Origin of the sequence: Streptomyces humicola (genome assembly GCF_024436035.1) — a bacterium.
GTDB lineage: Bacteria > Actinomycetota > Actinomycetes > Streptomycetales > Streptomycetaceae > Streptantibioticus_B > Streptantibioticus_B humicola.
The window spans coordinates 42,544-61,188 of sequence record NZ_JANFNG010000002.1 but is presented as its reverse complement, the minus strand read 5'-3'; the positions used below and the strand labels follow the sequence as shown (position 1 = coordinate 61,188).

At 66.8% G+C, this 18,645-nt stretch carries 20 protein-coding genes and 4 pseudogenes; 10 read left to right on the top strand and 14 right to left on the bottom strand.

The window, feature by feature from the left end:
* Positions 1-339: 339 nt before the first annotated feature.
* Entirely contained in the window at positions 340-945 is a 606-nt protein-coding gene (locus NGB36_RS33650) for an MFS transporter (RefSeq protein ID WP_372509360.1), read from the top strand.
* A gap of 741 nt (positions 946-1,686) precedes the next feature.
* On the opposite strand, the gene NGB36_RS03710 is transcribed toward NGB36_RS33650, so the two are convergent.
* Positions 1,687-2,187, bottom strand: coding sequence for an IPT/TIG domain-containing protein (locus tag NGB36_RS03710; RefSeq protein ID WP_255918588.1), 501 nt, complete (start codon positions 2,185-2,187; stop codon positions 1,687-1,689).
* A gap of 695 nt (positions 2,188-2,882) precedes the next feature.
* Here NGB36_RS03710 and NGB36_RS03705 point away from each other — a divergent pair.
* Positions 2,883-3,392, top strand: a complete 510-nt coding sequence (locus tag NGB36_RS03705; RefSeq protein WP_255918587.1) for a transposase — start codon at positions 2,883-2,885, stop codon at positions 3,390-3,392.
* Here the strand turns inward: NGB36_RS03705 and NGB36_RS03700 are convergent.
* Together NGB36_RS03700 and NGB36_RS03695 are read right to left on the bottom strand one after the other, a co-directional pair.
* Positions 3,366-3,566: a hypothetical protein gene (locus NGB36_RS03700; protein WP_255918586.1), complete on the bottom strand. Its 201-nt coding sequence runs from the start codon at positions 3,564-3,566 to the stop codon at positions 3,366-3,368. The genes NGB36_RS03705 and NGB36_RS03700 overlap by 27 nt on opposite strands.
* A gap of 646 nt (positions 3,567-4,212) precedes the next feature.
* Positions 4,213-4,452 (bottom strand): chaplin, encoded by a 240-nt coding sequence (locus NGB36_RS03695; RefSeq protein WP_255918585.1) that lies wholly within the window; start codon positions 4,450-4,452, stop codon positions 4,213-4,215.
* A 203-nt stretch (positions 4,453-4,655) separates the two neighbouring features.
* Here NGB36_RS03695 and NGB36_RS03690 point away from each other — a divergent pair, with 203 nt between their 5' ends.
* Positions 4,656-4,988 (top strand): hypothetical protein, encoded by a 333-nt coding sequence (locus NGB36_RS03690; protein WP_255918584.1) that lies wholly within the window; start codon positions 4,656-4,658, stop codon positions 4,986-4,988.
* Positions 4,989-5,540: 552 nt separating this feature from the next.
* On the opposite strand, the gene NGB36_RS03685 is transcribed toward NGB36_RS03690, so the two are convergent.
* Positions 5,541-5,999: a hypothetical protein gene (locus NGB36_RS03685; protein WP_255918583.1), complete on the bottom strand. Its 459-nt coding sequence runs from the start codon at positions 5,997-5,999 to the stop codon at positions 5,541-5,543.
* A gap of 497 nt (positions 6,000-6,496) precedes the next feature.
* Between NGB36_RS03685 and NGB36_RS03680 the strand changes: the two genes are divergently transcribed.
* Together NGB36_RS03680 and NGB36_RS03675 are read left to right on the top strand one after the other, a co-directional pair.
* Complete coding sequence (locus NGB36_RS03680) at positions 6,497-6,790, top strand: hypothetical protein (protein ID WP_255918582.1); 294 nt, start codon at positions 6,497-6,499, stop codon at positions 6,788-6,790.
* A 443-nt stretch (positions 6,791-7,233) separates the two neighbouring features.
* Complete coding sequence (locus tag NGB36_RS03675; RefSeq protein WP_255918581.1) at positions 7,234-7,755, top strand: hypothetical protein; 522 nt, start codon at positions 7,234-7,236, stop codon at positions 7,753-7,755.
* A 394-nt stretch (positions 7,756-8,149) separates the two neighbouring features.
* On the opposite strand, the pseudogene NGB36_RS03670 reads toward NGB36_RS03675, so the two are convergent.
* Positions 8,150-8,585: pseudogene (locus NGB36_RS03670) on the bottom strand (transposase); the annotation flags it as partial.
* Between the two features lie 91 nt (positions 8,586-8,676).
* Here NGB36_RS03670 and NGB36_RS03665 point away from each other — a divergent pair.
* Positions 8,677-8,895, top strand: coding sequence for a hypothetical protein (locus NGB36_RS03665; protein ID WP_255918579.1), 219 nt, complete (start codon positions 8,677-8,679; stop codon positions 8,893-8,895).
* 251 nt (positions 8,896-9,146) lie between these two features.
* Positions 9,147-9,659 carry a hypothetical protein gene (locus tag NGB36_RS03660; RefSeq protein WP_255918578.1) on the top strand — a complete coding sequence of 171 codons (513 nt, stop codon included), beginning with the start codon at positions 9,147-9,149 and terminating at the stop codon, positions 9,657-9,659.
* A 239-nt stretch (positions 9,660-9,898) separates the two neighbouring features.
* Here the strand turns inward: NGB36_RS03660 and NGB36_RS03655 are convergent, their stop codons facing one another.
* Positions 9,899-10,123 (bottom strand): helicase associated domain-containing protein, encoded by a 225-nt coding sequence (locus NGB36_RS03655; RefSeq protein WP_255918577.1) that lies wholly within the window; start codon positions 10,121-10,123, stop codon positions 9,899-9,901.
* Positions 10,124-10,161: 38 nt separating this feature from the next.
* On the opposite strand from NGB36_RS03655, the pseudogene NGB36_RS03650 reads away from it, so the two are divergent.
* Positions 10,162-10,733 (top strand): annotated as a pseudogene (locus NGB36_RS03650) (IS6 family transposase); the annotation flags it as partial.
* Positions 10,734-10,936: 203 nt separating this feature from the next.
* Here the strand turns inward: NGB36_RS03650 and NGB36_RS03645 are convergent.
* Positions 10,937-11,739: pseudogene (locus tag NGB36_RS03645) on the bottom strand (cytochrome P450).
* A gap of 67 nt (positions 11,740-11,806) precedes the next feature.
* The gene (locus tag NGB36_RS03640) at positions 11,807-12,643 is read right to left on the bottom strand and encodes a DUF1259 domain-containing protein (protein WP_255918576.1); all 837 of its coding nucleotides are present in this window, start codon (positions 12,641-12,643) and stop codon (positions 11,807-11,809) included.
* Positions 12,644-12,971: 328 nt separating this feature from the next.
* Between NGB36_RS03640 and NGB36_RS03635 the strand changes: the two genes are divergently transcribed.
* A complete protein-coding gene (locus NGB36_RS03635) occupies positions 12,972-13,175 on the top strand; it encodes a hypothetical protein (protein ID WP_255918575.1) in 204 nt (67 codons plus the stop codon).
* Between the two features lie 173 nt (positions 13,176-13,348).
* Here NGB36_RS03635 and NGB36_RS03630 read toward each other — a convergent pair whose 3' ends face one another.
* The 4 genes from NGB36_RS03630 to NGB36_RS03615 form a co-directional block, all read right to left on the bottom strand.
* The gene (locus tag NGB36_RS03630) at positions 13,349-13,495 is read right to left on the bottom strand and encodes a hypothetical protein (RefSeq protein ID WP_255918574.1); all 147 of its coding nucleotides are present in this window, start codon (positions 13,493-13,495) and stop codon (positions 13,349-13,351) included.
* A 41-nt stretch (positions 13,496-13,536) separates the two neighbouring features.
* Complete coding sequence (locus tag NGB36_RS03625) at positions 13,537-13,665, bottom strand: hypothetical protein (protein ID WP_255918573.1); 129 nt, start codon at positions 13,663-13,665, stop codon at positions 13,537-13,539.
* Between the two features lie 329 nt (positions 13,666-13,994).
* Positions 13,995-14,249 carry a chaplin gene (locus tag NGB36_RS03620; RefSeq protein WP_372509359.1) on the bottom strand — a complete coding sequence of 85 codons (255 nt, stop codon included), beginning with the start codon at positions 14,247-14,249 and terminating at the stop codon, positions 13,995-13,997.
* A 1,043-nt stretch (positions 14,250-15,292) separates the two neighbouring features.
* Positions 15,293-15,511, bottom strand: coding sequence for a helix-turn-helix domain-containing protein (locus NGB36_RS03615; protein ID WP_255918572.1), 219 nt, complete (start codon positions 15,509-15,511; stop codon positions 15,293-15,295).
* 131 nt (positions 15,512-15,642) lie between these two features.
* Here NGB36_RS03615 and NGB36_RS03610 point away from each other — a divergent pair.
* Positions 15,643-15,863 (top strand): annotated as a pseudogene (locus tag NGB36_RS03610) (IS6 family transposase); the annotation flags it as partial.
* A 123-nt stretch (positions 15,864-15,986) separates the two neighbouring features.
* Here NGB36_RS03610 and NGB36_RS03605 read toward each other — a convergent pair.
* Positions 15,987-16,973: a GDP-L-fucose synthase family protein gene (locus NGB36_RS03605; RefSeq protein ID WP_255918571.1), complete on the bottom strand. Its 987-nt coding sequence runs from the start codon at positions 16,971-16,973 to the stop codon at positions 15,987-15,989.
* Positions 16,963-18,510: a tyrosine-protein kinase domain-containing protein gene (locus NGB36_RS03600; protein WP_255918570.1), complete on the bottom strand. Its 1,548-nt coding sequence runs from the start codon at positions 18,508-18,510 to the stop codon at positions 16,963-16,965. Before NGB36_RS03600 ends, NGB36_RS03605 begins: the two co-directional genes overlap by 11 nt.
* Positions 18,511-18,645 lie beyond the last annotated feature (135 nt).

Here is an 18,645-nt window from a genome sequence, read left to right as displayed (position 1 = left end):
TCCAACTGGGTCGGGGGCTTCGGAACCCCCTCCGCACGAGCCATGGATGAGATGCAGAGAAGAGGGTTTCGATCCCGCCGTCCGGGCATAACACGCGGACCCCGTTACCGTTCGGGACCGTGCGAATCCTGAGTATAGGGGAAACCGGATGCCCCACTGGAGAGTTTGCTGCGTGTCGCATTGCTTCCTGATGCGGAGAGAGTCACTTGAATGTACTACGCCCCATGGCAGCGCCCCGCCAAATGTGTCGGCACTGCGTGAACTACCCGGTATGCCAGGGAGTCTCTGGATTTACATCCGGACGCCGTACGGCAGGGCCGAAGTAATTCAGTCGATAGCATGCGAAGCGGGGCCGCAACGTACCCGAGCGGCGTACGCCGAGCTGTCGAGCCTGCGGCAGACGTGCTCGCCCGAATCAAGAGTCAGGACCTCATGAGTCAGCTGCGCGGTCCTTGTGTCCTGACGGCGCTCGCCCTGGTTGCATTCATGACTGTGCTGGACAGCATCGTCCTCAACGTGCCCCGCATTCAACGAGACCTCGGGCTTGGTCTTTCCGACCTCGAATGGGTCGGTGGTCTACCCGCCCACCTTTACCAGCCTGCTGTTGGTGGGCGGCCACTGGGGGATGCATGGGGAGCGCCGACCGACACTGGTGACGGGCCTCGCGGTTTCACAGCCTCCTCGCTTCTGTGCAGCCTCGCGCACAGCGGTACAGCTCTGACGTTCTATCGGGCCCCCCAGGGCATCGGAGCTGCCCTGATCCTCCCCGCCTCGCTGGCTGTGCTCACCCATGACGTCCCACCGCGTACCCGCAACATCGGTGTTGCGGTCTGGACGATCGCGCCGGCAGCGGCACTCGCCCTCGGGCCGGTGGCCTCCGGCCTTATCAGTCAGCGTCTCGGATGGCACTGGTGCGCACCGCCTCGGCGGCCTGCCGGTCAGTGAGGTTCTCCGCCTTCAGCAAGGGCGCCCCGTGGAGCACCTCAGGCCGGGCAGGAATCCGGTTCACGCACAGATTCGGCGTCCACCGCAGGGCTGAACGTCAACGCGCTGCAGAATTCTGTCCACCTGCGAACGCCAACGCCTCGGGGCCGGGGCCGCATTCACATAGCCCCGGCCCCATGCGTATCCTCAAAACGTAGTGTACGCGATGACTACTTATCGGGAGGGAAACGGCGGAAGGGCGTCGGATGCGGCGGCAAGGACCGCGATGAAGAGGCTGGCGCGAGGACCGATCGCCAGGCCCGGCAGCCCGAGCGATTCTACGTTGATGCCGTAGCCGCGGGTGCGGGCTATGATGAGCGGATCCGCCGTGATGCCCGCGATGTTCCTCAGGTGCAGCGGAGCCGGACCCGGCACAGCGATGGTGGATGAGTGCTGGTGAAGGCCCCCGGTGGCGGATGCCCCTTTCTGCCGGCATACCGGACAGGGACCGGCGCCGTCTCGGCCGCCGTCGTGACGCTGCGCCAAATTGGCATGAGGAACACTGATGCGGCGAGCAGCAGCGATTCGAACTAAAATGTAAACGTGGATATGGCGATTACTCGCGCATTGAGCTCCAACCGGTGCGTGAGGCACCGATTGGAGCTCAGTTGGTGACACGAGGCGGCGGCGTGTCGCCCGGTGGGCACTCACTCATCGAATCCCGCTATGCATGGCTCCGTGGAATTCGGGAGGCCGGATTCCCTAGAGGTAGGTGAAAGCGGCGGCGTTGCTGGTGCCCGCGGGGGCGACCACGGTGACCTCGACTGTGCCCGTTCCGGGCGGAGATGTCGCCAGGATGGCACCATCGCCGAGGACGGTGAAACTGGTCGCTGGCTTACTGCCGAAGAGGACTGACGTGGCAGCGGACAGGTGATTGCCGGCGATCAGCACCGGAATGCCGCCCAATGCCAATCCAATCGGCGGCACCAGGGCGAAGATGACGGGTGCCGATGGGGCCTGGTAGGTGTAGGTGAGCGAGTTGCTCACACCCGAAGATGTGGTCACCGTCACCGGGACGCTGCCCGTGCCTGCCGGGACAGTTGCCAGAATGGCACCGTCGAATTGTACGGTGAAAGTGGTGGCCGGTGTAGTGCCGAAGAGGACCGACGTGGCACCGGAAAGCCCAAAGCCGATGAGCGTGACGGTGTTGCCCCCAGTGGTTGGGCCCTGTGCGGGTACATCCGCGAGAAGGATAGGCGCCATGACATTCCCTTTCAGAGTGCTGGATCGCCTGAACGGTTCCCCAGACCGGGGCTCGTTGATTTAAAAGTAAAATCGGCCGCCACCGAAAGGCAATGGGTTGTTTCAAAGTTGATGGGTTGTCAGGTCGCGAGTAGGGGTTAATGCTATTGTCGTTAATGCGCGGGGGCGTGCAAAAAATTTCGGACGCAACCGGCTCCCGAGGCGACCTGCAGCGGATGCGCGACATCGTCCGCCGCTTCCAAACCAGCCACGGCATCACCCGCGCCGCCTTCACAGGCCTCCCCCCGGATGGAACGAGGGTCCTTGGGAAGTTCCCCAGGCTTCGCATAGGGGCGGGTTCCTCTGGCGTCCCTTCTCGTGGCCCCAGATCTCTCTTCGCTGCGGTGATCACGGATTCTGTCCAGAGCGAGAGTTGGCGCACGACCAGGCTCTGTCCGACCTGGCCAAGGGCAAGCTTCGCTCCAAGATCCCGCTGCTGCGCAAGGCGCTGGACGGACGTTTCGGCCACGTACACGCGGTGCTGGTCGCCGAGACCCCAGCGAAGCTGGAGTACCTGGACGAGGTGATCGTCAGCCTCAGCGAGCAGATCGGCCAAGCACTGGCGACGCACCTGGCCCCGATCGAGCTGCTGGTCACGATCCCCGGGATCGGTCTGCGCAGCGCGCAGATGCTGGCCGGTGAAAATCGGGACGGACATGAGCCGCTTCGGCTCGGCCAAAGCGTTCGCCTCGCGGGCCGGAGTCTGCCCCGGCAACTGGGAGTCGGCCGGCAAGTCCCGCGCCGGCCGTTCCCGCAAGGGCCCGAAATGGCTGGGAGCCTGCCTGCACGCATGCGCCATGGCCGCGATCCGCTCCAAGGACACATACCTGCACGCCCAGTACATGCGGCTCAAGCCGCGCCGCGGTCACGCGAAGTCGATCAAGGCCGTTCAGCACTCCATCATCGTCTCGATCTCCCACATGCTCGACAGCCGCCAGCCCTACCGCGACCTCGGTGGCGCCTACTTCACTCAGCTCTACTCACCCGAACGCCTGGCGGCCCATCACCTCGCCACACTGCGCGAACTGGGCTGTGAGGTCACAGCCAACCCTCCCGCGGAGCGAACAGGGTGGATGGCCACATCCGCGTGCTTACCGACGCGCTCGCACAGATCCCGGGCTCGTCGGCCGCGAAGATCCTCATCCGGGTGGATGGTGCAAGGGTGAGGTCGACTCGATCCGCAGCCAGCGACGGCGGGCGTGATTGGCGAGGCGGGCGGGCAGGTGGTAGAGGCGGAAGCGCATGGTGTCCGGCTCGGCGCCGGCTAGGCCGTCGATGTCATGCAAGGCCAGCAGCCGCAGCCACGCGTCGAGATCGGCAGCAAGGTTCGCGGCGAGCACCCATCCGCGGTTGACCTCCCATGAGCTGGAGGGCAGATTACCCAGACAGTGGGGAGGCGGCTGGCCGCCCTGCCGGCCGTCACCTGATGGCCGACCCAACATCCCCGACAAGGCGCAGGAAGAAGTACCCGCACCACCTCCGCGTGCCGTGGAACCCAGGCGCAGTCGCAGCGACACGCGAAGGCCCACCATCCAGACCCGCCGTCAGCACTTAGGAAGATCATCAACATAGTCACGGCGTTGACTTCAACGGCACCGTCCATACGCCGTTGCGGCTGCCGTGTGGGCGGGGCTTCATGCTGCCTGCCCGCGTCTCCGGCCGATTGGCCGCTGGACTTGCCCGACGCGGGACCCGGACCGGGGGCTCAAGTCTCGTAGGCCGTCCGCCCAGGCCACTGCGTGTCAGCCTCAGGCGGGACGGACGTTCGAGGCCCGGTTGGTGGTGGGGTCGCCGCGCTGTGGCTCGACGGGCTTGGAACCTGTTGCGGCCTGCTTGTATGGAATGGCCTCCACCGTAATCAGCGCTGCGCCCCGCCGCTCGGGCGACAGGGCACAGCGGTCGGAGGACTCCACGTCGCGGTTGTCCGCAGTCCTCCGGGCGAGCGCGGGGGCGGAGAAGAAGGCGCCCTCGGCCCGGCCGTTGTTGTTAGCGGTTGAGGCAGACCTTGCCGAAGGCTCGGTTGAGCAGGCCAACCGTATTGAAGCTGTTACCGCAGATGTTGATCGGCATGTCGATCGGATGCTGGAAGAGATTTCCCGACAACACGCCGGGCGAGTAGACCGCGGCTCCCCATGTACCGGTGTCGGCGGCGGCGGAACCCGCGGCGGCGATGACGACCGCACCTGTGGTGGTGACGAAGGCGACCGCCTTGGCAATACGGGACATCTGTGAACTCCATCATGTAAGGCGAATGCTGATCAGCATCCCCAGGTCCTGACACGTCTCGGGGATTCTGATCTACCGTGAGGCGGCCGTTTCGATACGACCTTGCGGCTATTCGTATGGCATATTCCACTCGTTGTGGCGTACTGCTCTCCCGCAGGCGAGGGAAAGGCGGAGGCGGCTGGGCGTCGGGGTGTTGCCGGCCTGTGGCCACCGAGGGGCGGCGGGCGGTTTGCGGAGAGCTTCGACAGCTGGCGCTCGGCGGCATCACCGTCCCGCTCAGCATGTGCGACACGGTCCCCAGCCCGCTGCTGTCCGCGGCGAGCTGCCTCAAGCTGCAGCGCGAGCTCTTCGACCTGCTGCGCGGACTCGGCTGCGCGCTGCTGTGCATCGCGCAGCCGCTCCTCGCACGCCGCCAGCTCGGCCACGGCGGCCCGCACCGCCCGATCCGCCCGCCCGTCGGCCTGCGTCGCCTCGGCGATGGCCCGCTCGCGTGGTCGGTTCTCCGCCCGTTCCCCCGCAGCAGGGCGGCGCTTTGACAGCCCGTGGGGTGCCGGACGGTGGGGGCCGGGGAGTGCATCTGGGGCGCGCAATGCCGTAGTGAGCCGCGCTTGCGCTACCTGGTCGGCGGGTGCCGACGAACCGCCACGTGTCGGCATCGGGGACGGCGAGGAGCAGGCACCGCACCGTGGAGGCGCGGAGCCCGCCGGGTACCAGCCGACGATCGTGACGCCCGCCGTCTGCAGATGCTTGCCCTTGATCCACGACGCTGAGCGTTTCCCCGGGGAGTATCGCGAAACGAGTCGCTTGGCGATGTTGCCCTCAAGGCGGTGCTCGCGGGTCCACTCCAGCGCTTCCTGGACTTGCCCGGGCCAGTACGGCGGGATGCGGATCCGGTCGGCGTCCCATCGGAGCTGCTCGAGCAGGGACCGGCGGGCGAGGTACGGCACATCGCGTGGGGGATCGCCTCCATCGCGGCGCTGCGGGGCCTGGGGCGCCGCGCCATCGTCGGAGCACAACATCACGGTCAACACCGACAGCTGATCATCCATAGGCCGCACACCATTGCCTTGCCTGGTGGTCGGAGGCGCTCAGGTGGAGGCGGGGGAGTACATCGCCGCGAGTGCCAGGATGATCTCGTACGTCACCGCCCAGTCGGCGACATTCCCGCTCTCGATGCGGCGCATGACCTGTGCCATGGCGCCCATGTCCTGGCGTTGTACGGCGCTGAGGTAGTCGGCGACGTACGCGGAGATCACGGCCCTGTCGGTGGGCGGCCGGCGACAGGGCGCATGCGGGACGAAGCTGCGGGCTCGCCGCGCGATGGAGTCAAACTCCTCACCAATCAAGGCCAGTTCGGGGCAGACCTTGCTCAAGACGTTGCGCACCTCGGCCGGAGCGTGGTCGGTGATCTGCTCGGCGAGCACGAGTAGGAGGTATCCGATGCCGACGGCACCGAGGCGGTCACGCACGAGGAACGCGATGCGGTCGGCCTTGGTGTTCTCACCGGTCGCCACGCGGCGGATGATGGCCACGGCAGCGGCGCGCACCGTCCTACGGTGCGTCTGTGTGAGCTTCACCGGTTCAGGGCCGCACGGCGCCGTCGGCTCAATCAGCTAGGCCTGGCGGTTGTGGGGTGCGGCGGATGCGGTCGATGGCCCCGCGTACGTCGCGCTCTCGGTGTCGTCCGTTCTCAGCCTTGGCGGTCGCCGTGCCATGCCCGGGACCGCGGCTGAGGGTGCGCGGCCCACAGCGGGCGGTCCGGGACGCCTCGGCAGCAACTGGCCCCGTCGGCGCATGAGCGCTGGTAGTTGTGGTGGCAGTTGGCTGCCGAATTTGATGATCTTCGAGCGGAACCGATTCCTGGAGTCGCGTCGGCTGCCGCCTTGCCCTCGATAGCCGTCATGAGTGAACTTCAGCATTCACCTATTTGGTCGATGTTCGTGTGCAGTTGAGCAGTGCGCCCGTAATCTACCATCAGACATCCCTCCTGATCCGCGCAGCCGAACTCGCATACCGGGAAGTAAACGGGAAAGGTGGAAGTTCAATGCTCAACGCCAAAATGAAGGTTGGGTACATCGCCGCAACAGCGGCGCTGACCGCAGCGGGAATCCTCGCGGGAGCCGGCAACGCCGCAGCGGATACCATTACCTGCTCGGACACTCTTCCGGCGCACACCAACGGAAACATCGCCAACGACGTACCGCAGCAGACCAACAAGGATCTCGGACAGGTCGCCGATTTGCTTGCATGTACCGTCAAGCAGGCAAACAATGGCCTCAACGGCGCGGACAATGATCAAGTTCGTCAAAATCCCTTGGCGACGCTGACAACGCGGTGACATCAAGGGAGGACCATTGCCTCACTGACAAGGGTGTTACGTGCATGCTGACGTGGGAGAAGGCATGATGTTCCGGGGTTGTGTGGGTCCAATGCCCCCACGGAACCCCGGAACGCCACAGATCCTGGCGGCGACCTGCATCCTCCGCGGAAGAGCTACCGCGACTCCGTAGAAGCCATTCGCCGACCAGAAGATCGTCAACCACTCCTCGATTCAGCACCGGCATCCACGTGAGTGCGGGCAAGCGGGCCGGACACTGCGGCTATTGGCGACAATCTACGACTGGCCTGCCGCCGCGCCGGACTGATCACCCGAAAGCGGCGCTCAACAAGCCTGGCCGCGACCGGGCCGTCTGCTGGAACCGAAAGACGGCAGTCCGTCGCCCCTCATGCGCCGCGTACAGCGGTGAACGTGTCGAACGTTTCTTCGATAAAGGAGGATGTATGAAGCGTAAAAAAGGCGTGCTCGTAGCCGCCCTTGCAGCGATCGTAGCCCCTCTGGCCGCCACACTCCCGGCATCGGCCACGGCAGCGAACAACGGTCCCGTCCTTCCGGACAGGGATCCAGCACATCATCGCGACGCGGCCGACCATCGCCCGCCGCCATGGACACCCGGCTTCATCTACGTGGATCCCCAAAATACGATCGAGTCCGGCATCGATGGCCACGTCTCGTTCACCGTGTTCGGCCGTCACCTCCCCCCGGCCCAGGAATTCTCCCTTTCAAGCCCAAGCCTTGATGCAGCATGTAGCGGACTGCAATTCGGAAACCACGAGGTGCCGTCCGACCTCAACGGCCGCTTCAACTTCGCGGGCTTCGCCAGCGGCTGCCGACCTGGGGTCTACATGATTGAAGCGACCGAAGGTGCTGCGCGTGTGGCAGCGAAGTCCGCCGCTGCGATGTTGGCAGCGTCCGTCGGGCGGACGTACTTCGCGCGGGTCGTCGTCGAGCCGCCCCGCCCCTGAGAAATCTGATGCGGATCGACACACACCCCACCACTCCAGCTCATTCCTTTGAAGGTGCCCTACTCCGTGCCGGTCAGGCACGACCCCCTCAACGGGCCAACGGACTCTCCTCGAGTGCGGCATCCGCCTTGCTCATGACCCCGAACTGTTTTCGACAGGGGTTTCGGAGCCACTCGAGCAACAAGATCGAGAACCGGTCTGCTCCGTCCGTGAAAGGGATGGAACAATCGAGTGACGTCTCCTGGAGTGGGAGCAGGACGCGGTTGCGGCGTGACTAGTCAAGGCCGAGAATCGTTGTGCTCAGGGAAGCGAAGCGCATTTCTCCTTGTTGCATCCCAGAGAAGCAGGCCCTGAACCTCATGGTTCCAGGGCCTGCTCCGTCCTCGGATGGGCACGAGGTGCGGTCCAGCGTCAGCGCGGCGACGAAGGAGTACGGCCAGCCAGGGATGATCTGCGCGGCCGCGCGGGACCGGCCGTGGACGTGGCAGAACAGCCGCTCCGGCGAGCAGGCGGCGTCCGATCGCAGCCACGGTGAGCACGATCCGCCCGCCGAAGCGCGGCAGAGGCTGCGATACCAGCAGGTCACGTAGGGCGTCAGTGTTGGGTCGGCCACGGTTCAAGGCCCCGTACAGCGAACCGTAGCCGCGCTGGTGCTCGGCGATCAGCGACAACTCGACCGGGGTCCTCACCGGGCCGTCCGCGCACAGCAGCGCGTCGGTCAGCTCGAAGAACGCATCTGCTCGCGCGGACAGAGCCCCGTAGAAGGCCGTCCGAAAGCGTGACAGTTCCGCGAACACGTCCCGTTCGCCGACCTGCGCCAGCACACTCATCACCACGGCCTTCCTTGTGAACTCCTATATTCGTCGCAGAGTTCAGGATCACGAGGAAGGCCGCCCTCGTACACAGGGATCACCCCAATGAGTGACCATACGACAGCTATCGATCGAGGCCGAGGTTAAGGATCAAGCTGAGGCCGCCGGGCGTCCCCTCGCCGACCTGATCGCAGGCCGGGTACGGGATACCGTCCCCATCACATCGGCGCTCACCCCCGGCCTGGTCGGCGATCCGGCAGGCGCGCATCGCGTGTTGGTGGATGCTGCGACGCGTGTTGGCCCGACCCAGAAGAGCGCGGCGGGGTGAACTTCGTGCGGATATGAGGGTGTGGGCTGGGGGGCAGCGGGTTCCGTCGGAGTGTAGCGCTGAGGAGAACCAGCCTGGCGGGGCACGGCTTCAGCGCATTCATTCATACTTCTCGTCCCGGGATCGAGTCGATGTGAAGATCGGCATGAAAAGTATCTTGAGTCCCGGGATTGTGTTGATCTGATAGACGGTCATAGCCTCTTTCCGCGACCCCTGGATGCGGCATCTTGGAGGTGAGGGAGGGGACAGTCATGCTCACCATTACGCTCAGCGCCTACCGTACGTTTCCGGCCAACGAGTACGGGCAGTCGTCCGCCGGCTGGCGACCTGGACTGACCGACGAGGAGGTCTGGGAGGCCGCTCGCGGCCGCTGGAAGCTCGGCATCCGCGCCGACAGCGAGCGGTTCGTCCTGTTCACAGCTGTGGGCATCGTCGTCCTGGCCGTTGAGATCGATGGCATCTCCGACACCGACCCCGACGGTCGGCGCACCATCAACGGCACGATCCTCAAGCCCGGCCACCCCGTCTACGACAAGTACGTGGGCGGCAAGGCGCCCGTGGGCAAGAGTCAGAACCCGGTCCGGTACTTCGACGCGCCCTTCGACCGGACGGTGTGCGCCTGCGGGTGTGGAACCGAGACCCCGACGGGGCGCAACTTCGTCGCCGGACATGACCAGAGGGCGATCCACGAGCGTATCGCCAAGGTCGGCGGGGTCGTCCCCTTCCTGGACTGGTTCGACAAGACGTGGGCCGAGTCCAAGTGAGCAACCGACGCTGAGTCCCGCGCCGGCACTGCGTGGGATGTAGCCATGCCCGGCAGCTCGGGCCACCCGCGGCCCTTCTTGTGTCAGCGGCGGCCCGCAGCTTCCTCGGCCGATCGCTGACGTTCCTGGGCTTGCTCCCTGGCCTGGCCAGAGCTGCTCCTGGGCTCATGCCCGGCGGCTGCGAACAGTCCGAACGCAAACCACGAGGCGCAGCCCCAGACGTCACTGCACCCAGGGCCTTACTCCCATCGCATCCCCAGCGCCGAGAGCTCCTCGACACGTTCCGGCGCCAGTCGGTCCTTGCGGGCCCGGCTGTTGGCGATGAACACCCCGAGCGTGTACCCGGTCCCCTCGACTTCTTCGGTATGCCGGTGGGGGACCTCCAGGTGGCCTTCCCGCTGCTGGTACTGGCGGGCGGCCGCCAGATTCGCTGCCCACTGCTGGGCGCGCGTACGTCGAGGCACCGCACGCGCCTGGTCGTCTCGTGCCGGGCCCCATTGTGACGGTCCGCCGCTGGTGCGCCAAGTTCGGGCAGGCGTACGCTGACGGGCTGCGCCGTCGCCGTCCCCGGCCCGGCGACAAGTGGCATCTGGACGAGGTCTTCGTGAAGATCAATGGTGAGCGGAAGTACCTGTGGCGGGCCGTCGACCAGGACGGGAACGTGCTGGACATCCTCGTCCAGGGGCGGCGGGACAAGGCCGCGGCCAGGCGGGCCTTCCGGCATCTGATGAAGAAGAACGGTGCGGTGCCGCGGTGATCGTCACCGACAAGCTCCGCTCCTACGGCGCCGCCCACCGGGAGGTCATGCCGTCGGTGGAGCACCGCTCCCACAAGGGCCTGAACAACCGGGCCGAGAACAGCCACCAGCCAACGAGGCAACGCGAGCGTGCGATGAAAGGCTTCCGCAGCACCGGCGGAGCACAACGCTTCCTGTCCGCGTTCAGCGGCATCTCACCCCACTTCCGTACCCGGCGGCATCTCCGCACCGCCGCCGAACACCGCTTCGAGATGACCATCCGCTTCACCATCTGGGACCAGGTCGCTGGCGCTATCGGCCGACCCGCCGCGGCCTGAGCACAGGGCCCGGCACCCGGTCCCACGACGCCCCCACGCACCGTCAGACGCCCACGCACCGAACAACGTGACAGTGCCCCCGCTATCCCTTCCGGTCGTATCTCGGCTGACCCCCAGTTCTACCTGATGGCTTACCCGTGCTTCCACGGCCCGCCTCAAGGGCGCTCCGCGTCGCCTTCAACCCGACCGCCACCGGTCCGGTCCTACCAGGCCACCGGCAGCTCGATCGGGAAGCGGCGGATCGTCTCCGTGTCCCAGCGCACCTCCTCCGGTGGGACCGCGAGCCTCAGCCCCGGGAAGCGTTCCAGCAGCCGACCGATGGCCACCTCCAGTTCCGCCATGGCCAGCGGTACGGCGATGCAGCGGTGTCCGCCCCAGCCGAAGGTCATGTGCGGCACGCAGGGCCGGTCGGGGTCGATGACGTCCGGGTCCAGGTAGCGCTCCGGGTCGTGGTTCGCCGGGTATGGCGGCTGTCCGGGCCAGTGGAGAACAGCTGGTGCACGTACTCCTGCATCCGGCGCCAGTCCTCCCGGGGAATGCCGAGCAGGTCGAAGATGGTCTGCCGGGGAAGCGGGTTCGACAAATGCTGCACCAGATCCGCCGGCTGCCCCTGCGCGGCCATCTCGTCGAGCAGGGTGTCCGCGAGCCGAATGATCGTCTGCCTCATCTGGTCCACGTGCCGCTGGGTGAACGCCTGGGACGCCAGGTGCCGCAGACGGCTGCTGTGCGGAGGGTCCATCACATTGATCGACTCCGGGGAGACGATGGGCTCCGGCGTCAGCCGCGGGTAGTCGGACCCGATGATCCCCGCCCGGCTGAACCGCTGGTCGGTGGTCACTTGGCGTACCCCGTCGAACCCGGTGACCAGCCAAGCGTCGGCGTCACCGTACGGCAAACGGATCCGGGTGAGGGAATCGCGGGCCATGAGCGCCGCGAGCGAGGGATCGAACTCCAGCCCCTTGCTGAAGTCGAACGGGCACGTGATTGCTTCTCTGCCAGGGGTCACCGCGCGGTTCTCCTTTTTCCAGCCGCCTTCGCTGCTCCATGCCCATGCGTTGTCGTCGCCCGGCTCGTCAGCCCCCGACCGGTACAACGTTGGTGGCGTCCACCGCGGCGCGCAGGCCCCGGGCGAGCCCGACGCCGTCCCCGACCGCCCAGAAGTGGATGAAGAACAGGCGGGGTTCGTCCCAAAGTCCGTGGCTGTACAGCTCGACGAGTTCGGCCCCGGCGCGCCGCAGAGCCATGAGGACGTCCTGGACCTCTCCGGCGATCATGGCGCAGTCGCCGTTGATCGCGGCCCGGCCGCCGCCCACCGGCTGGAAGTTGAACGCGGTGGTCGATCCCAGGCCCGAGGGCAGGACCAGGTCGCCGTCGATGACGGTCTCACGGCGGACGAAGGTGCTCTTGTAGATCCCGTCGTCGGCGCTGCCCTTGACGCCCAGCGCGGCATCGATGCCCGTAGTGTCCACGTCGATGGGCCGTGGCAGGCCGGAAGGTGCCGGGGACGGTGTGCCGGTACGGTCGAACGCCGCACGCAGGCCGCGCGCGATCACCACCGGGTCGTGGCCGTGCGCGTGGACGTGGACCCACCACACGTCGGGGATCTGGGCGAGCAGGTGCTTGTGGATCGCGGTCTGCTCGATCCCGTGCTCGTGCAGGACGTCGGTGAACTGCTGCAGTTCGCCCTCGGTAACCACCACATCGCCCATCAGCAGCGCGCCGCCGTCGGCGTAACGGACGAAGGCCACGTGCGACCCGAGAGCGAGCGCCGGTTCGACGACGACGCCGTGGGAGACCGCCACGAGGTCCCGGCGCGGAAGACCCGTGTGGTACATCAGGTTCCGCTTCATGTCGCCCGTCCGGCCCAGCACGTCGGCCACGCACGTCCAGCCCGACGGGGTGGTGGGCACCGGCTCGACCGGCCCGCGCCTCGTCTCCTTCGCCGCCTGGTCGGCCAGGGCCCAAGCGGGGGCCGGCGCCCTCGGCCAGCATCGGCGTCAGGGCGGCCGTGGCCAGCACCCGCCGCCGCGACGCACCCGCTCGCGGGTGGGTGTCCTGCTGTCGGTCCTCAGTCATCATGTGAGCCTCCTGGCGAGATGGAAGCACACAGGACAGCGAACACCCGCCGGCACCGCCACCGCTTGGGGCCAGGTGGGTGTGACTCTCATCGGTCCCTTCACTCTTACAAGCCCGAGCCTGGATGCGGCGTGCAGCGGGGACAAGTTCGGCAGCCACACGGTGACGTCCGACCTGAACGGCAACTTCAACTTCGCGGGTTTCGCGAGCGGGTGCCTGCCCGGAACCTACGTGATCGAGGCGAACGACGCCGCCGAGCTGGCCAAGCGGGCGGATCGCACGTACTTCGCGCGCGTCACTGGTGAGCCTCCTGGCGGTCGTTACGCCTCGGCAGGGAATCGTCTGGGTTATACGGCTCATCGGTGATGCGGCCGCGCCTGGCATCGGCGGGTACGGCGCTGTCATGTGCTGAGTGCGTGCTTTTGAAGCCGCATGCCAGGCAATGCCGTTGGGCTGCGTCCTGGTACCGCGAGCGCTCGTGGAAAGTGTTCGAAAAGCGGAGGCGAGTCCAGTCCGCGCGCTGCGGACGACGCGGGTGGCTACAGCACGGTGAACAGGTCGGCGGTAGCGAGGGCGCTTGGGCCGCCGGGCGCGGTGACGTTGCTGAGGCCGCGGTAGATGATGGGGCGGGTGACGCCGAACCCGTCGGCGATCTGTTGGACGGTGTCGTCGCCAGATTCGCACATGGGCCTTGAGTGTCGGAACGCGATTTTGGCGGCGGCGCTGATCAGGGTTCCGGCTCGGTCTTAGGCTCTTGGTCCTGGCCGGTGTCGGGCTCGCTGCCGCTTCCGTACGGGCCGAACGGCCCAAGCTCCTCGTCCCGGCGGGCGCCCAGGAGCAGGGCGTTGCCCTTCATGCGGTGCTCGTTCGGGATCACTGATCGGGCGCTTTGATCTGGCTCGGGAGGCGGCCCAGGCGGAGTTCTTGCAGGTCTGGGATGTGGTGGTGGAGCGTGTCCACCAAGGCGCCGAGAATCTTGGCGATGGACGTCATGGTGTTCTCCGGGTTGGGCAGCGTGGTGCGTGCCGCACGGGCGATCGCTGGCTCGGGCTCGACGGTGGTGGCTGTGCCCCGCCACCTGGGGCACGCACCAGGCGGCGGGGCACAGTGGTGGGAGGACTCCACGGCGCGGCTGGCCGCAGTCCTCCGGTCGGGTACGAGAGGAATGCGCAGCCTCTCGACGCGTCAGCGGTTGACGCAGGCGTTGCCCGCGGCGGGGTTGAGCACGCCGGTCTCATCGAGGGTGTTGCCGCGGAGGTTGATCTGGAGGTAGGTCGGCTCTTGAAGGAGGTTCCCCGACGCGACGCCGGGTGAGCCGACTGAGGCTCCTTCGGTGCCGGCGTTGGCGGTGGCTGTGCCTGTGGTGGCGATATGGCCGCACCTGCGGCGGTGGTGAGGGCGACCGCTGTGGCGATACGGGACATGGGTGGACTCCTTCACGTGACGGACGACATGCTGATCAGCACCCCCGGACAACCGGCGGCCTCCGGGGTGCTGGCCAACGACGCGGCGGTCGTTTCGGCACGGCCCCTGCGACTATTCGTGTGCATATGCCACACGCAGTGGCGAACCGCTCCCCCGAAGACGACCGCGAAGATCCGGGCTGCTTGAGTGCGCACCCGTGGGTGCGGCTACCGAGGGGCAGGCAAGGGCTTGCGGAGGGCTGGGGCGGCAGCGCCGAGGAGGTCTGCGAGCTGAGCTGCCGTGCGGGTCGGGCAACCGCCCAACTCGACATGGCCTAGCCCGTCGATGGTGGTGACTGCACGCAAAGACGGAAGCTTCACACCCACGAAGGCCAGGGCGGCCTGAAGCCTGCACGCCGCTTCTTCGGCAGCCTTCAAGGCGTCCCGTGCGCGCTGCTCCCGGTTTGCCTGCTGTCGTTCTCTATCTGTTGACGTTGGCATGGAATGCTCCGCATTGGCCTGTTTTCCGGTTTTTGGGAATGACGGGGTAAAGGTAAGGGCCTTGTGCGGGGCGACGCGATGGCGCGTTCTCGGTCACAGGCGCGCTCGGCCGCCCTTGGGCGGCGCCGGTTGCGTGACGTTCGTAGGACGAGCGCCGGGTTCGGCGCGCCGGGCTGACGGTGAGTTGCGCCTTTGAGCTGCGCCTTTGCGAGGGGTGCGGCGAAGAGTGTTGGCCAGTGGTTGACGTGATGGTGTGCGTTGTGCAGGGAGGTGTTGGGGCGCTGTTCCGGAGCGTCGCGATCCCCCGTCACTCTTGCGGGTGATGATCGACACACCGGCATATTGACGTAGGCGTATCGTGCTGGCGGCATGTTCGTTGAGCAGGTGCCCTCGGCTCGGGGAGGGGGCAGGCGGCTCGGTCCCCGCACGTCATGGTGCTCGCGGGGGCCGGGCTCCGCGTCTTCCTCGGACTCTGGCCCCTGCTCCTGCTCGTACGCGCCGCACCGGCCGGGTCGGTGCTCGCCAGGGGTGATGCCGGGCAGGACGCCGCCCCCTTGGTCGGGTGCGGTGGCAGTGGGATCACGACGGCTCCGCAGCCTTGCGGATCGCGCCGCCACGCGGGCGGAAGACCACCCCAGCGTCGGCGAGAAGGCGGTGCACGCCGCCGTAGGAGCGATCGGTCTGCTCGGCCAGGGCCCTGATCGAGGCACCTTGCGCGTACTTCGTCTTCAGTTCGGCGGCGACGCGGTCACGCTCGGGACCGGACCGAAGACGGCGGGCCGGAGACGTTCGGGACATGGGTTCCTCCCCTTGCAGGACGGCACGTGGTGACCATGATCCTGGGTGGCTGCGTCGGCGGCCAGCCCTTCCGGGTGGGCGGCCCAGCCCTCAACGCCCGGGTCAGTGAACGGGGACTGTGCATGACCGGGGAGTACAGCCACCGGCCCATCCGGCAACGTGAACGCGCATGAAGGGCTTCCGCTGCGTCGGCAGAACCCAACGGTTCCTCGCCGTATTCAGTGCGATCTCACCGCATTTCCGGCCCCGCCGCCACTTGATGACCGCACCCGACTACCGCACCGAGATGCAGCACCGCTTCACCACCTGGAACCAGATCAACGGCGCCACCGCCATGTCCGCCACGGCCTGATCCACAGCCCGCCACCCACCCCACCACGACCCGACACGCCCTCAACCGGCCAGCCCTTGGACAACTTGACAAGGTCGGACCGGCAGCTGCCCGGCAGGACGCGCGGGGACGATTGTTCAACGGTCACGCCTGCCAGTCCGCATATACTGCGGCGATTCCCTCGCGCAATGTGACGGCTGGCTTCCAACCGAGCCCGGTGAGGCGGGAGATGTCCAGGAGTTTTCTGGGCGTGCCGTCGGGCTTGGATGTGTCCCAGGCGATGCGGCCGCCGTATCCGACGACGGACCGTACGGTCTCGGCGAGTTGACGGATCGCGATATCCTCGCCGCAGCCGACGTTGACCGGCTCGTCGCCGTCATAGCTCCGTAGCAGGATTGCGCAGGCCGCGGCGAGGTCGTCGACGTGCAGGAATTCGCGGCGCGGGGTGCCCGAGCCCCACAGGGTTACCTCAGCCGCGCCGTCGCGCTTCGCCTCGTGGAAACGGCGGATCAGGGCAGGCAGGACGTGCGAGGTGGCGAGGTCGAAGTTGTCGCCCGGACCGTACAGGTTGGTGGGCATCGCCGAGATGTACGAGGCGCCGTACTGCCGACGGTAGGACTGAATCTGGACGATCCCGGCGATCTTGGCGAGCGCGTAAGCTTCGTTCGTCGGCTCCAGCGGGCCGGTGAGTAGCATTTCCTCGCGGATCGGCTGTGGGGCGAACTTCGGGTAGATGCAGGACGAGCCGAGGAAGAGCAGTCGGCCGACTCCGGCGGCGTACGAACCCGCGATCACGCTAAGCTGGATGCGCAGGTTGTCCTCGATGAACTGCACGGGGAAGGTGCTGTTGGCCATGATGCCGCCGACCCTCGCGGCGGCCAGCACTACCGCGTGCGGGCGGATGTCCGCCAGGAACCTGCCGGTCTTCTCGGCATCGCGCAGATCCAGCTGACCGCGGTCGCGGGTGATCACCTCATGTCCGTCGGCGATGAGCCGGTGGGTGACCGCCGACCCGACCAGACCACGGTGGCCGGCGACGAAAATGCGGGCACTCGACGGCAGCCAGACCTGCTCGTCTGCCCCGTCGACCGCCGCTGCAGGTGTCGCCTCCACGGCCGGCTCATCCGCCATGGCGGTGGTCGTGGTGGCCTCCGATCGCTCTTGCGGAGTCGGCGCCACCGCCGGCGAGGGGATGGTCGCTGATGGGTTCACCGATCGGACCGACTGGGCTCATCGTTGCGGACCGTTTCCATTTCCCTCTGCGGCATGACTGCGGCACCGTGAAAGGCTGGGAATTCGGCCGGCTTCGCAGTGGCCGGTAAGCGTATGCATATCCGTAGACTTTCCTCTCGCCTTTCACTGAAGCCATGTTCAAGACCGTGCCCAGGACGGGAGTGCCGCTACGCCGAAGGGCGTCCAGAGCAGCGACGACCTGGGTACGACCGGTGCGGGCAGCGCGGACCACCAGCACGTATCCGTCCACCACCTGAGCCATCGCCGCTGTGTCCGCGACAGGGAGCACCGGGGAAGTGTCGATCACGATGTGGTCGAACTCCTCCGAGAGAGTGCTGAGCATGGTGCGGAACTGCTCGCTGCCGAGCAGTTCCGTCGGATTGGGCGGCACCGGCCCACTGGTCAACACCATGAACGTGCCGGCTGACTGCAGCACCTGCTGCACATGTGCCTGCCCGATCAGACAGGTTGTCAGCCCGGCGTCCGGGACCAGACCGAGAGCGCGGGAGGCGGTGGGACGGCGCAGGTCCGTCTCGACCAGGCACACTTTGGCACCGGATTCTGCCATCGTGGCGGCCAGGTTGACCGCGACGCTGGTCTTGCCCTCGCCGGGAATCGCGCTGGTCACCGCGATTACCTTGAGTGGCCGGTCGACTTCCACAAATCGGAGGTTGGTACGCAACTGCCGGAAGCCCTCGGCGCGCAGACCGTGCATGTCGTCCCGTGCAGCCACCAACTGCCGGGAGTTGCGCGAGTCGTGCACGATTCCGCCGAGAACGGGCGGACCGTCCGCCGCGGCCAGGAAGGCGGCCAGATTCTGGCTGGTTCGCACTGAGGTGTCGAGCGACTCGCGCAGCACCGTGCAGCCGACGCCGAGGGCGAGTCCGGACAGCAGACCGAGCGCGAGATTGAGAAAAGGTCGCGGGGAGATGGGCGCGGCAGGCGCGGAGGCGGGCTCCGTGACGCTCAGTTTCACCGGCGAGACCTTTGCGCCGGTCGGCCTCTCCAACCCGCTGACCATCTCGGCGAAACGCTCGGCGACAGCGTTGCTGATCAGGCTCGCCCGACGCGGTGCGGTGTCGGTGACGGTGATGCGGAGCAGTACGGTGTCGAGCTTGGCCGTCGCTGTGATCCTGCGGGCCAGTTGCTCCGGGGTCATGTCGAGCTTCAGGGCCTTCACGACGGGCCGGGTCACCAGGGGGCTCGCCGCCATCTCGGCGTAGGACTGCACCCGCGCCTGGGTGAAGTCGTTGCCCTGATTGAGCTGGGATGTGTCGGTCCCGGCCTGGATGGACACGAAGAGCGTGGTGCTGGCCCGGTACTCGGGTGTGGCGGAGTAGGTGGCCAGTACGCCGAGCCCCGCGCCCAGCAGCGTCAGTGCAGCGATGAGGCGCCAGCCGCGAGAGAGGACCCGTAGGTAGTCGCGCAGATCCAAGATGTCCGTCCCCGGTCGGAGCCAGTGGGTGTGAATCACCACTGTATGGGCCGAATCGGATAAATGATGGTAGAAGACTACCAAATGATTAATTTTTGGTCGCCGGGTCCGTACGCTGACGGAATCCCATCTGAC